The following is a 13324-nucleotide window of genomic DNA, read 5'->3' as shown; positions in this document are numbered from 1 at the left end:
ATGGACGATCAACTCATGACGGAAAGACTTGTGGACGCGCAGGACATCAAGATCACCGCCCGCGGCGTGCAGGTGTATTACGGCGAAAAGCATGCGCTGAAAGACGTCGATGTCGATATCCTGACCAATACGGTCACGGCCTTCATCGGCCCCTCTGGCTGTGGCAAATCCACCTTTCTGCGCTGCTTGAACCGGATGAACGACACGGTCGCCATCGCGCGGGTCGAGGGTGATATTCGCATCGATGGCGAAGACATCTATGACAGCCGCGTTGACCCTGTTCAGCTGCGTGCCAAGGTGGGGATGGTGTTTCAAAAGCCCAATCCTTTCCCCAAATCGATCTATGACAACGTCGCATATGGGCCAAAGATCCACGGCTTGGCCCGCACCAAGGCCGATCTCGACGGGATTGTCGAAGAAAGCCTGCGCAAGGCGGCGCTTTGGAATGAGGTTAAGGACCGGCTGAAGGAATCGGGCACTGGCCTCTCGGGTGGTCAGCAGCAGCGCCTTTGCATCGCGCGCGCCATCGCCACCGGCCCCGAAGTCTTGTTGATGGATGAGCCTTGTTCCGCGCTTGATCCGATCGCAACCGCACAGGTCGAGGAGTTGATCGACGAGCTGCGCGAGAAATTCTCGGTCGTGATCGTGACCCACTCGATGCAGCAAGCCGCGCGCGTCAGCCAAAAAACCGCCTTCTTCCACCTCGGCAATCTGGTGGAATACGGCAATACTTCGAAGATTTTCACCAATCCCGACGATCCGCGGACCGAAAGTTACATCACGGGCCGGATCGGTTGAGGCTTTATCGTATAGGGCAGGGGGGATAACCATGCCATCATCTGAGCATATCGTATCGAGCTTTGACCGCGACCTCGAGGCCATTCAGGCGCAGATCATGCGCATGGGCGGCCTTGTCGAAGAAGCCATTTCACGCGCCACCGAGGCGCTTGAGACACGCGATGTCGAACAGGCGCGTGCCGTGCGTGCCGGCGACAGCGCGATCGACGCGCTGGAAGAGCAAGTGAATGAGGAAGCCGCGCGCATCATCGCGCAGCGCCAGCCCATTGCGACTGACCTGCGCACGGTTCTGACCGTATTCCGCGTCTCGACCAATCTTGAGCGGATCGGCGATTATGCCAAGAACATCGCAAAGCGCACGGAAACTATCATCGACAGCCCGCCGGTCAATGGCACGGCTGCGTCCTTGCGCCGGATGGCCCGTCAGGTGGAGTTGATGCTCAAGGATGTGCTGGATGCCTATATCCAGCGCGACGCGGTATTGGCCGCGGATGTGCGCGCCCGTGACCGTGATGTCGATCAGATGTATTCGGCGCTGTTTCGCGAATATCTGACCTTCATGATGGAAGATCCGCGCAATATCACGACCTGCATGCATTTGCATTTCATGGCCAAGAATATCGAGCGGATGGGCGACCATGTCACCTCCATCGCTGAGCAGGTCATCTATCTTGTGACCGGCGAATTGCCCGATGACGACCGGCCCAAGCAAGATGGCACCGCGCTTGACGCGGGGCATGGCTTGTAAGGGGCAGGGGCATGGCTGGCGAACCGCTGATCTTGATCGTCGAGGATGAACCGGCTCAGCGTGAGGTTTTGAGCTATAATATTCAGGCTGAAGGCTATCAGGTGGTTTCCGCCGAAGCCGGTGATGAGGCGCTGATCATCGTGCGCGAAACACCGCCCGATGTGATCGTTCTGGACTGGATGCTGCCGAATGTCTCCGGGATCGAAGTCTGCCGCCAGCTCAAGACAAGCCCGGCAACCGCGCGCATTCCGGTCATCATGCTTTCGGCCCGATCCGAAGAGGTGGATAAGATCCGCGGGCTGGAAACCGGTGCCGATGATTACATGACCAAGCCATATTCCGTGGCTGAATTGCTTGCCCGGCTGCGCACCCAGCTGCGCCGCGTTCGGCCCGCGACAGTGGGTGAGCGGCTCGACTATGAAGATATCATGATCGATCTGGCCGAGCATCGCGTCTATCGCCAAGGTGAACAGCTGCGGCTTGGCCCGACCGAGTTCCGGCTACTGACCGCATTTATGGAACGCCCAGGCCGTGTCTGGAGCCGCGAGCAATTGCTCGACCGGGTATGGGGGCGCGATATCTATGTCGACAGCCGGACGGTCGATGTGCATGTGGGCCGTTTGCGCAAGGCGCTGAAGGCCGGCGCGCATGGTGACCCGATCAGAACCGTGCGCGGGGCGGGCTACGCGCTGGGATAGGTGGGGCGGCGTCGGGCTTTATTCTGCGGCGTCGTCCATTTATCCTATAATCAGTATTATGTTAAATAAATATCAACCCGATTGTGTCGCAACCTCGGGTGATACTTTCAACACCTTTGACAGATACTTGTTTTTAAACGGTAAATCTTGAGAAATCGTTGCCTTTACTTGCCTCTTCCGCCGCATTGCAAATCCCCTATACTGCGCACCGGAGGATGACATGATGCAAATACTGGTGCTGAACGGCCCGAACCTGAACCTGCTTGGTACGCGCGAGCCCGAGATTTACGGCGCAACCACGCTTGCCGATATCGAGGCTGATTGCGTTGCCCATGGCGCATCCATCGGGCTGACGGTCAACTGTGCGCAATCAAATTGCGAAGGCAGTTTGATTGATCACCTGCATGCCGCACGCGGCACGATGTCGGGTGTGATCATCAATGCCGGTGCCTATACCCATACATCCGTCGCGCTGCGTGATGCGATTAGCGCAATTGCCTTGCCGGTGGTCGAGTTGCATCTGTCAAACACCCATGCGCGCGAGGCGTTTCGCCATATCTCGCTGATTGCGCCGGTCTGTGTTGGGGTGATCCAAGGGTTTGGCGCGCGTGGCTACATCTTGGCGCTTGATGCGATCAAGGGGCATCTGACGCGCGGATAAGCCAAAGAAAACGGGGCAGTGCGATGCCCTGCCCCGTTCAAAATCAGGCTTGAGAAACGGGCTTAGCCCTTGGCGACCTTGGCCACTTCCTCAGCGAAATTTTCTTCTTTTTTCTCAATGCCTTCGCCAACTTCCAAACGCACGAAGCCGGTGATTTCCACGCCAGCTTCCTTGGCGGCCGCACCAACCGTCAGATCGGGGTTGATGACGAAAGCTTGGTTGACCAGCGTGATATCGGCGAGGAATTTCTTCATCCGGCCATCAATCATCTTCTCGATCACGGCGTCGGGCTTGCCCGACTCGCGTGCGATATCGATCTGAACCTGACGCTCCTTGGCGACCATTTCGGGGTCGACGGCATCTTCGTTCAGCGCGGCCGGGTTGACGGCTGCGACATGCATCGCGACCTGACGGGCAAAGCCCTCATCCGTGCCGTTGATGGCAACCAGAACGCCGATCTTGCCCATGCCGGGTGCGGCCGCGTTATGGACATAGCTGACAACGGTCTGGCCGGTCAGCTTGGTCATGCGGCGCAGCGCCATGTTTTCGCCGATCTTGGCGATGGCATCGGTGATGACGGTCTCGACGGGGGTGCCATTGATCGCGGTCGCGTTGAGTGCGGCAAGATCAGCCGCACCAAGTGCCGCCTCGGCGATGGCGGCTGCCATGCCTTGAAACTCTGCATTCTTGGCCACGAAATCGGTCTCGGAATTCACCTCGACCGCGACGCCGGAGCCATGCGCGACGGCGACAGCAACGAGGCCCTCGGCGGCGGTGCGGCCCGATTTCTTGGCAGCCTTTGCCAGACCTTTGGTGCGCAGCCAATCAATGGCGGCTTCGAAATCACCATCGGTTTCGGTCAATGCCTTCTTGGCATCCATCATGCCTGCGCCTGTTGCTTCGCGCAGTTCCTTTACCATTGCAGCGGTAATCGCCATGAGCGTTCTCCTGAAATTAGGTCTGCGCGCGAGGCATGCCCCGCGCGCGTATCATTTGGATGACGAAAGCCTCAGGCTTCGGTTGTTTCCTCGACGGCGCTCTCATCGGCCAAGGCCTCTTCGAGTGTGCCCTCTTCCAGCGAACCAAGATCGACACCGGCGGTCTGGAGCTGTGCGGACATCCCGTCAAGTGCGGCGCGGCTGATCAGGTCGCAATAGAGCGCGATCGCACGGGCGGCATCGTCATTGCCGGGGATGACATAGTCGACGCCATCGGGCGGGCAGTTGGTATCGACCACAGCCACCACGGGAATACCCAGCTTGCGCGCTTCGGCGATGGCGAGGCTTTCCTTGTTGACGTCGATGACGAACAGCAAATCAGGCAGGCCGCCCATTTCGCTGATCCCGCCAAGCGAGGCCTGAAGCTTGATGTGATCGCGTTCCATCCCAAGACGTTCTTTCTTGGTCAGACCCTCGACACCGGCACCCATCAGCGCGTCGATCTCCTTGAGGCGCGAGATCGAGTTCGAGACGGTTTTCCAGTTGGTGAGCGTGCCGCCCAGCCAACGGTGGTTCATGTAGTATTGCGCGCAGCGTTCAGCGGCATCTGCGACCGGCTTTTGTGCCTGACGCTTGGTGCCAACAAACAAGATGCGGCCACCCTTGGCCACGGTCTCGCGCACGACCTTGAGCGCTTGGTCGAGCAATTCAACCGTCTGCGTCAGATCGAGAATGTGGATACCGTTACGCTCGCCGTAGATATACGGGGCCATACGGGGGTTCCAGCGCTGTGTCTGGTGACCAAAGTGAACGCCAGCCTCAAGCAGCTGACGCACGGAAAAATCGGGAAGCGCCATGTCGTGTTCCTTTCCGGTTTGCGCCTAGGGCGAAGGTTCAGGGTTTCCCCAACCGGTGGACCCAACGGGGATGTCTCCCCCGTAGGCCCGCCTCCGCCTGTGAAGTGAGCGTGCGATTACGGGGTTTCGGGGGGAATGGCAACCCCTGCCCCATGGGTTTGAAGCAATTATGACCGGGCCGGCTTGGAGGGTGGGAAGGGGCGCGAAAGAATGGGGGCGCTGCCCCCGTCGCGTGCCGCGACCCCCCCGGGATATTTATGAAACGAAGAAGCCGATAGACGCGCGCAAGGCGCAAGGTTAGAGCAAGAAGATGGGGAAGGCACCGGATATCTTGTGCATCGGCTCGGTCCTTTGGGACATTATCGGGCGCACCGATCATGCCATGGCACCCGGCAATGACAAGCCAGGGCGGATCACCCGCCTGCCGGGGGGCGTGGCGCTGAACATCGCAATGACGATCAGGGGGTTTGGCTTGACCTCTGCGCTTTTGTCGGTGGTGGGTGATGATGCGGAAGGTCATGCGCTTTTGGCGACATGTCGCGCGATGGGGCTGGATTGCGATGCGGTCTTGGTCGATCCCGATCTGCCGACCGATCAATATATGGCGATCGAGGCGCAAGGCGGCCTTTTGGCGGCCTTGGCCGATGCCCATTCGCTCGAGGCTGCCGGCGCGCGCATCTTGGCCCCTTTGCATGACGGGCGCTTGGCCAGTGCAGTTTCGCCTTGGTCCGGGATCGTCGCGCTTGATGGCAATCTGACCGAGGCGCTCTTGGAAGAGATTGCCGAAAGCCCGCAGTTCGCCGAGGCCGATCTGCGCATCGCGCCTGCCTCGCCGGGCAAGGCCGTGCGGTTGCGCCCACTGTTAAATCATCCGCGCGCAACGCTTTACGTCAATTGCGAGGAGGCCGGGCTGTTGACCGGGACCACCCCCAGCGATGCGATGGCGGCCGCTGATCACTTGATCAATGCAGGCGCGCGGCGGGTGCTGGTGACTGACGGGCCAGCCTTGGCGGTTGCAGCGCAAGCGGACCAGCGGCTGGTGGCCAAGCCGCCCGCGATCACCGCGCGGCGCGTTACGGGTGCGGGCGATACCTTTATGGCGGCCCATATTGCCGCCGAGTTTGCCGGGATCACTGGGCAAGCGGCGCTGGCCCAAGCGATTGCGGCAGCGGCAGACTATGTCAGTTCGGAAAGATCCTGAGATGCCCTTTACCCTTCCAATGCGTTTTGGTGCCGAGGTCGCGGCAGCCCGTGCAGCAGCGGCCCCCATCGTCGCGCTCGAATCAACCATCATCACCCATGGCATGCCTTGGCCGCAGAATGTCGAGACCGCCCAAGCGGTGGAGGATGCCGTGCGTGCCGCAGGGGCCGTGCCTGCGACCATCGCGGTTTTGGCGGGTGAGATCCATGTTGGGCTGGATGGCGCAGTGTTGCGCGATCTGGGGCAAGCGCGCGGTGTGGCCAAGCTGAGCCGGGCAGATTTGGCCGCTTGTCTTGCGCAGGGTGGCACGGGGGCCACGACGGTGGCCGCGACGATGATCTGTGCCGCCAAAGCGGGGATCGCGGTCTTTGCCACGGGTGGGATCGGCGGTGTGCATCGCGGCGCGGAAGAAAGTTTCGATATCTCGGCCGATCTGCATGAATTGGCGCAAACAGCTGTCACAGTGGTGGCGGCTGGGGCCAAGGCGATCCTTGATCTGCCCAAAACGCTTGAGGTGCTGGAAACCCTTGGCGTGCCGGTCATCGCCTATGGCCAAGACGCTTTCCCCGCCTTTTGGAGCCGCGACAGCGGGCTGCGCGCACCGCTGCGCATGGATGACCCTGCAATGATCGCCGCCGCCCACCGCATGCGCGCGGCCCTTGGTCTGCCCGGTGGGCAGTTGATCGCCAATCCGATCCCTGTGGTCGATGAAATTCCCAGTACCGATCTGGCGCCGCTGATCGCCATGGCACAGGCCGAGGCCAGCGCGCAGGGGATAACCGGCAAGGCCGTGACGCCATTTCTGCTCGACCGGCTGTTTTCGCTGACAAAAGGGCGCAGCCTTTCGGCCAATATTGCGCTGGTGTTGAACAATGCACGCCTTGGGGCCGAAATTGCCAAGGCGATGGCCAAGGGTTAACTGCGCGACGCTTGTGTGAAATCCGTGCGCGGCCTACATATGCGGTGAACGCGGCCCAACGCAGCCCCGCCAAGGCGCCAGACCCCATGAGAGCCATGCAACTGCCACCCCCACCCCCGCCGCCACGCCGTGGCCTGTTCGCATCACTCCGGTCGAGCTTTTTCACCGGGCTGATCGTGATCGCGCCGATTGGGATCACCGTTTGGCTGATCTGGTCGCTGTTTGGCTGGATTGATAGCTGGGTTTTGCCGCTGATCCCCAATGCCTATAACCCGGCCTATCTGATCCGGCTTTATACCGGCCTTGAGGTCGATATTCGCGGCATTGGCGTGGCCACTTTCTTGATCTTTACCATTTTGGTGGGCTGGGTCGCGAAAGGGTTGATCGGGCGGTCGCTGATCCGCTGGGCCGAAAGCCTTGTTTTGTCGATCCCGCTGATCCGCTCGCTCTACTCGGGGTTGAAGCAAATCGTCGAGACGGTGCTGCAACAAGGCCAGCAGAATTTTGAGAAAGCCTGTCTGATCGAGCATCCGCGCAAAGGGGTTTGGGCGATTGCCTTTATCTCGACCACCGCCAAGGGCGAGATTGCGCGCCGCCACGGGCCAGAAGAGATGGTCTCGGTCTTTATGCCGACGACGCCCAACCCGACATCGGGCTTTTTGCTGTTTTTGCCGCGCAAAGAGGTGATCGTGCTGGATATGTCGGTCGAGGATGCGGCCAAGCTGATCATCTCGGCGGGCTTGGTTTATCCCAATGGCGATGGTGGTGTGAAAACCGATGCAAAGGGCAGTTTGCCCGAAGCGGCAGAATAGCTCTACGCGCGTGCCGCGTTCTATCCCATTCAGTGTCAAGCGCTCTCGGCCAACGCCGTCTGCTTGCGCGCGCGCCCTGTGGCGTTGAGTAACACCGCCCCTAGCACGAATATGCCCCCCAGCATGGTGGCTTGGCTGGCCGTTTCGCCGATCACCACCCACACCAAAAGCGGTGCCAACATCACTTCGAGCAGCGAGATGAGCGTTAACTCGGCCGCCGGGACCACGCGACTGCCCAAGCTGTAAAGCACCATGCCAAAGGCCAGCGTTCCCGCCCCCATGCCGATCGACCAACCCAGATCGGCCAAGGGCACCGACAAGGGCGTCAGGCTGAACCATGCGCCCCCTGCCCCTGCGATCAGGCTGAAGATACCGCCCAGCAAGACGATGGGCATGGCCGATGCGCCGCTCCGGCGGAGGGTGACGGTAAAGATTGCAAAGCCAGCCGCGCTGGAAAGCGCTGCGATATTGCCGGGCAAAGCGCCGCGATCAAGCCCGCCTTGCACCATCACGCCGATCCCGATGGCCGCGACCCCGATGGCGGCCCAAGTGCGCCCACGCACCTTTTCGCCAAGCACGGCCCAGCCCAACAGCGCCGTGATAAATGGCGAGGCGGAAAAGAGGAAAACCGCATTGGCGATGGTGGTGGATTGGATCGCATAGATGGCCCCGCCAAAGGCAAAGATCAGCCCAAGCGCGCCAATCACCCCCGCAAATCCCACATGCCAAAGCCCGCGCAGCCCATGCTGCCGGTCTTGCCAAGTGATGAAGATCGCGATCACCGGGATCATCCCCAATGAGCGCCAGAACAAGATCGCCCAAGGCTCGGCCATGTCGATTTGACGGAATATCAACCCTTGCAAGGACCACAACAGCGCCGCGCCAATCACAAGCCCCACACCAGTTCCGTAGCGCATGTGATTTCCTGCATGATGGTTCTTGCGCCCATCTGCCGCCGCAAAGCACGCCCGGTCGCGTTTGGATGCGACATGGGCCATTGCCGTTTTCAGGCGATCCGCCCCAAATAGACAACGGCGCCCGAGGGCGCCGTTGTGTTGGGTGTTGGGCGCGGCCCTTTAGGGTGCGACCCACCACACGTCGGGCTGCCAGCCGATCCAATCGCCATAGATCGGGATCACATCGGGAAAGCGCAGCTCGGCATTATGGGCGATGCGGCTGACCGGGTTGTGCCAGAACGGCACGACATAGCGCTCGGACGTCAGGACACGATCAAGCGCGCGCACGGCGGCAACATAATCATCTTGGCTTTCGGAATTGAGCATCCTGCCCACCATCGCCTCGATCGCGGGGTGGCATGCGCCCATCAAATTGCGCGCGCCTTGGGTGTCGCGGCTGGCGCAGCCCCAATAGCTGTATTGCTCATTGCCGGGGCTGAGCGACAGGCCGTAGCGCTCATAGACCATGTCGAAATCAAAGACATCGCGGCGTTCGCGGAACTGGGCCGCATCCACGCGGCTGACGGTGACATTGATCCCCAGACGGGTCAGCGCCTCGGTATAGATATTGATGATCGCGTCATTCTCGGCCGACCCGGTCTGCAGCAAGATATCAAAGGTAAAGGGCGTGCCATCGGGTTTGGTCATCATACCGTTTTGCACGGTATAGCCCGCGTCCTCCATTGCAGCGAGGGCCGCCGCAATGCCTGCGCGATTGCGCTCCGATCCGTCAGAGACGGGCATCACATAGCCCTCGCGCGCGCCGGGCAAAAGATCGGCGGCAAAGGGGGCCAGAAATTCGGCCACCCGGCCCGTTGCTGGGCCTGCCTGCATCGCCAAGGGTGAGTTGGCGAAGTAGGAGGTGATGCGCGGATCAACGCCGCCATTCATCGTCTGGTTGATGAATTCGGCCGGAAAGGCCTGGATCATCGCCTCACGCACCCGCCAATCGGCGAAATCTGTGCGCCGCGTGTTCATCACAAGGCCAGTCATGCCTGATGGGCGCTGATGCGTGACCTCGGCCAGCACAACCTCGCCGGAACGGACACGGGGGAAATCGTAATTCGTGGCCCAAGCCTGCGCCGATGTCTCGCGCATGGTCGAAAGAATCCCGGCGGTAAAGGCCTCGAACATGGCGGTTCCGTCTAAGAAAAACTCCATCCGCACCTCGTCGATCACATTGGTGCCGCGCCGGAATGCAAGATCGCGGCCCCAGTAATCAGGGTTACGCTTGAGGCTGACAAAGCGCCCCGCCTCGAATGCATCGACGACGTAAGGGGCCGTGGCGATAGGCACGACATCAAGGCCCGATTGCGTGAAATCGCGCCCTTCCCATTGCGCAGCCTTCAGGATCGGGCGAAGGCCCATGATCATCGCCAATTCGCGGTCGGGTTCAGAAAAGCTGATCCGCACACCGCGCTCACCCACCGCTTCGATGCCCGAGACACGCGTCCAAGCGTTCAGATAGCGCGGATGGCCGATGGTGCCGAGTGTCTCATAAGACCAGATGACGTCCTCGACCGTGACCGGGCTGCCATCCGAAAAGCGCGCCTCGGGGCGGAGGATGAACTCCACCCATGCATGATCAGGGGCGACCTCGACCGATTCGGCCAAAAGCCCGTAAAGCGTAAAGGGTTCATCCCATGACCGGCCCAAAAGCGATTCGTAAGCCAAAAGCCGCAACTGCCATGGCACCGAGCCTGCGCGGATATGCGGGTTGAGGCTATCGAAGCTGCCGGTTTCACCGGTCACGATCCGCCCGCCCGTGGGCGCGTCGGGATTGGCATAGGGCAGATGGGTGAAATCCGGCCCAAGGGCTGGCTCACCATACATTGCGATCCCATGCATCGGCTGCGCGATACCTGCCCCTGACAGGCCCAATACAGCCATCATCGACACAGCCGCGACACCGAGCATTTTCGTGAAACACTGCGTTCTCATGCGCGAACAATCCTTTTGCCTCAATGCAGATTGGCACAAGGCTATCGATGCTGGGCGGACACTGCAAACTTTTCGATTGGACAAGAGGCATGCCTTTGCATATAAAGGGATCACTGCTCGATAGGTTTCTTGCCTGTATGAAACCTGCCTCAATAACTGAACGCCGGCCTTGTGCCGGCGTTTTTTTTCGCCTTGCCGCGACATGCCATGCCCTGTTGCCGCGCGCGTCAAAGCGCTAGTGTTGCGCCAAACATAAGGCGGCACAAAGGACCAAGCGACCATGGCCATCACCACCGATCTTTCCGGAAAGACCGCGGTTATCACCGGCTCGAACTCTGGCATTGGCCTTGGCATCGCCCATGAACTGGCGCGCGCCGGTGCCGATATCGTGCTCAATTCCTTCACCGACCGGGCGGAAGATCACGCCTTGGCCGAATCGCTTGGTGCCGCATACGGGGTCAGCGCGCGCTACATCGCCGCCGATATGTCCAAGGCCGCAGCCTGCCGCGATCTGATCACGCAGGCGGGGCGCTGCGATATCTTGATCAATAATGCGGGCATCCAGCATGTCGCCCCCATTCCCGATTTCGCCCCTGAGAAATGGGATGCGATCATCGCGATCAACCTCTCGTCGGCCTTTCACACAACGGCCGCTGCCCTGCCCCTGATGCGGGCGGCTGGTTGGGGGCGCGTGATCAACATCGCCTCGGCCCATGGCTTGACCGCAAGCCCGTTCAAATCGGCCTATGTCGCGGCCAAGCACGGCATCGTCGGGCTGACCAAGGTCACGGCACTGGAAACCGCCGAGGAACCCATCACCGCCAATGCGATTTGCCCCGGCTATGTGCTGACGCCCTTGGTCGAGGCGCAGATCCCCGATCAGATGAAAACCCACAATATGGACCGCGACACCGTGGTGCGCGAAGTCATGTTGGCACGCCAACCCTCGCGCGATTTCGCGACCGTGGAACAAATGGGCGGCACGGCGGTGTTTTTGTGTTCGGATGCGGCGGCCCAGATCACCGGCACCACGATCAGCGTCGATGGCGGCTGGACCGCACTTTAATCGCGCATCTCGGGTGGCAGACCCGCGCGCACCGCCGCTTCGGCAGTTGCGGCCAGCGTTTTGCGGTCTGGATAATCGCTCACCTTGAGGGGGGGGTGATACACCACCGTCACACGGCCTTGGCGGGGTGCGGCGAGAACGGATAAGATTGCAGGGCCAAGCGCCATATCCCCCCACCAGCCGTAAAAACATGCGTCTTCGCCCAGTGGTGCCTGATAGATCAGCGTCACGGGCTGGATCTGCAAGATCGCACTGAGCCGCTCATTGTGGAAAGCTTGGAAAAGCGTGGTTTTGAACGGCAAAACCCGCCGCCCATCGCTGGAGGTTCCTTCGGGAAAGAACAACAGCCTTTGGCCCGCGCGCAGCCGATCCTCGAACAGCTGCGTTTGTGCGGCGGCATGGCGGCGATCGCGCGCGATGAACACCGTACCCGTGCCACGCGCAAGCCAGCCGATACCGGGCCAGCCCGCCACTTCGGATTTGGCGACGAAATAAAGCCGCTTGCTTGCACTCAGCACGAAAATATCCAGCCAACCCACATGATTGGCCACATAGGCCCCCGCCCCGATCATGGGCCTGCCATGGATCACCCGGCCCAGCCCCAAGATACGGCAGGCCGCGATACAGACAAATTGCGTGATGAAAGGCGTGATTGGGCGCGCTTGGCCAAAGATCACCCGCTCGGGCCAACGCAAGAGCAGCAAAAGCGGAAAACACAAGATCAACAAGATCAACAAGGGCGCGCCGCGCAAACCGATGCGTAGCCAATCGGCCCACCCAAGCGCGCGCGGTTCAGGCGCGGCCGGCCCATACCATGTTTGGCTCATGCCAAGGCGCCCCGCTGATAGATCGCGCGCGATGTCTCGGGGATGCGCGCGACATCCATGACAAGGCAGACATCGAGACAGTTAAAGGCATGATCAAGATAGGCCCCCTGCCCCACAACGCCGCCCAAGCGCAGATAGGCCTTGATCAAGGCAGGCACGGCGCGGATCGCCGCTGGGCGATCAAGATCGGCCTCGGCGATCAAATCCATCCGCTGATAGCCGCTTGCGCGCGCCACAGGGCGCAGGTCGGGCGGGGCCAGATGCCGGTGATGCAGCAGCGACAAGGGCCCGGCCAAAGGCGCGGGATCGCAGCCGTGAAAACTGGCCACGCCGAACAACACCTCGACCTCGCGGGCGGCGATATAGCCCGCAAGCCCGGCCCAAAGATGCATCATCGCGGTGCCGCCGCGATAGTCGCGGTGCAGGCAAGACCGCCCCAATTCCAGCAAGCGCCGGCCACTGCGCTTGAGCGCGGTGAGGTCGTATTCATCCTCGGAATAGAATTGACCCGCCGCAACCGCGCCCTGTTCGGTCAAAAGCCGATAGACACCCACCACCTGATCATCAGCGGGCCGACGGGTATCGCGCAGCAACAGGTGATCGACATGGGCATCGAAGCGGTCGATCTCGCGGCGGGCATCATGATCGACCATTGGCCCGTCAGCGCCCAGTTCGGCCACGAAAACATCATAGCGCAAGCGCTGCGCGGCATGCAGATCGGCGCGATCTTGCGCCAAGCAAAGCTCGAAATGGCGATCATCGATCTGCATGTTCGTCGCGCGTAACCCCTGTGGCGATGGCTTTAGCAGGCGCAACCCCGCTTGCAAACCAGCCATGGCGCTGCAAGGTTGATGGGGTGTTGCGTTAAACTGGTATTAACCGGTGGCCCTTAGCCTAGGGCG

At 60.9% G+C, this 13324-nt stretch carries 14 protein-coding genes; 8 read left to right on the top strand and 6 right to left on the bottom strand.

Translation table 11 applies throughout. From position 1 onward, the window contains the following. From pstB to aroQ, 4 genes are all read left to right on the top strand, one after another. A complete protein-coding gene (pstB, locus tag KG698_RS01280; RefSeq protein ID WP_213683753.1) occupies window positions 1-798 on the top strand; it encodes a phosphate ABC transporter ATP-binding protein PstB in 798 nt (265 codons plus the stop codon). A gap of 31 nt (window positions 799-829) precedes the next feature. Then, the gene (gene phoU / locus KG698_RS01275) at window positions 830-1546 is read left to right on the top strand and encodes a phosphate signaling complex protein PhoU (RefSeq protein WP_213683752.1); all 717 of its coding nucleotides are present in this window, start codon (window positions 830-832) and stop codon (window positions 1544-1546) included. Between the two features lie 11 nt (window positions 1547-1557). After that, entirely contained in the window at window positions 1558-2244 is a 687-nt protein-coding gene (gene phoB / locus KG698_RS01270; RefSeq protein ID WP_213683751.1) for a phosphate regulon transcriptional regulator PhoB, read from the top strand. 220 nt (window positions 2245-2464) lie between these two features. Further along, window positions 2465-2905 carry a type II 3-dehydroquinate dehydratase gene (gene aroQ / locus KG698_RS01265; RefSeq protein WP_213683750.1) on the top strand — a complete coding sequence of 147 codons (441 nt, stop codon included), beginning with the start codon at window positions 2465-2467 and terminating at the stop codon, window positions 2903-2905. A gap of 62 nt (window positions 2906-2967) precedes the next feature. Here aroQ and tsf read toward each other — a convergent pair whose 3' ends face one another. Both tsf and rpsB read right to left on the bottom strand, forming a co-directional pair. After that, complete coding sequence (gene tsf, locus KG698_RS01260) at window positions 2968-3843, bottom strand: translation elongation factor Ts (protein ID WP_213683749.1); 876 nt, start codon at window positions 3841-3843, stop codon at window positions 2968-2970. 71 nt (window positions 3844-3914) lie between these two features. Further along, entirely contained in the window at window positions 3915-4700 is a 786-nt protein-coding gene (gene rpsB / locus KG698_RS01255; protein ID WP_213683748.1) for a 30S ribosomal protein S2, read from the bottom strand. A 310-nt stretch (window positions 4701-5010) separates the two neighbouring features. Between rpsB and KG698_RS01250 the strand changes: the two genes are divergently transcribed. From KG698_RS01250 to KG698_RS01240, 3 genes are all read left to right on the top strand, one after another. Further along, window positions 5011-5901 (top strand): PfkB family carbohydrate kinase, encoded by an 891-nt coding sequence (locus tag KG698_RS01250; protein WP_213683747.1) that lies wholly within the window; start codon window positions 5011-5013, stop codon window positions 5899-5901. A gap of 1 nt (window position 5902) precedes the next feature. Further along, window positions 5903-6820, top strand: coding sequence for a pseudouridine-5'-phosphate glycosidase (locus KG698_RS01245; protein ID WP_213683746.1), 918 nt, complete (start codon window positions 5903-5905; stop codon window positions 6818-6820). Window positions 6821-6915: 95 nt separating this feature from the next. Then, entirely contained in the window at window positions 6916-7632 is a 717-nt protein-coding gene (locus tag KG698_RS01240; protein WP_213684263.1) for a DUF502 domain-containing protein, read from the top strand. Between the two features lie 35 nt (window positions 7633-7667). Here the strand turns inward: KG698_RS01240 and KG698_RS01235 are convergent, their stop codons facing one another. Together KG698_RS01235 and KG698_RS01230 are read right to left on the bottom strand one after the other, a co-directional pair. Then, window positions 7668-8549: a DMT family transporter gene (locus tag KG698_RS01235; RefSeq protein ID WP_213683745.1), complete on the bottom strand. Its 882-nt coding sequence runs from the start codon at window positions 8547-8549 to the stop codon at window positions 7668-7670. A gap of 159 nt (window positions 8550-8708) precedes the next feature. Beyond that, window positions 8709-10529 (bottom strand): extracellular solute-binding protein, encoded by a 1821-nt coding sequence (locus KG698_RS01230; protein WP_213683744.1) that lies wholly within the window; start codon window positions 10527-10529, stop codon window positions 8709-8711. Window positions 10530-10809: 280 nt separating this feature from the next. Between KG698_RS01230 and KG698_RS01225 the strand changes: the two genes are divergently transcribed. Next, window positions 10810-11595, top strand: coding sequence for a 3-hydroxybutyrate dehydrogenase (locus KG698_RS01225; RefSeq protein ID WP_213683743.1), 786 nt, complete (start codon window positions 10810-10812; stop codon window positions 11593-11595). Here the strand turns inward: KG698_RS01225 and KG698_RS01220 are convergent. Together KG698_RS01220 and KG698_RS01215 are read right to left on the bottom strand one after the other, a co-directional pair. After that, window positions 11592-12422 carry a 1-acyl-sn-glycerol-3-phosphate acyltransferase gene (locus tag KG698_RS01220; protein ID WP_213683742.1) on the bottom strand — a complete coding sequence of 277 codons (831 nt, stop codon included), beginning with the start codon at window positions 12420-12422 and terminating at the stop codon, window positions 11592-11594. The two genes, KG698_RS01225 and KG698_RS01220, sit on opposite strands and share 4 nt — an antisense overlap. Next, a complete protein-coding gene (locus KG698_RS01215) occupies window positions 12419-13192 on the bottom strand; it encodes a GNAT family N-acyltransferase (RefSeq protein ID WP_213684262.1) in 774 nt (257 codons plus the stop codon). The genes KG698_RS01220 and KG698_RS01215 overlap by 4 nt, the downstream gene beginning before the upstream one ends. Between the last annotated feature and the right edge of the window lie 132 nt (window positions 13193-13324).

This window comes from Roseicyclus sp., assembly GCF_018402035.1.
Classification (GTDB): domain Bacteria; phylum Pseudomonadota; class Alphaproteobacteria; order Rhodobacterales; family Rhodobacteraceae; genus Roseicyclus.
This window is presented reverse-complemented; position numbering and strand designations above follow the sequence as displayed.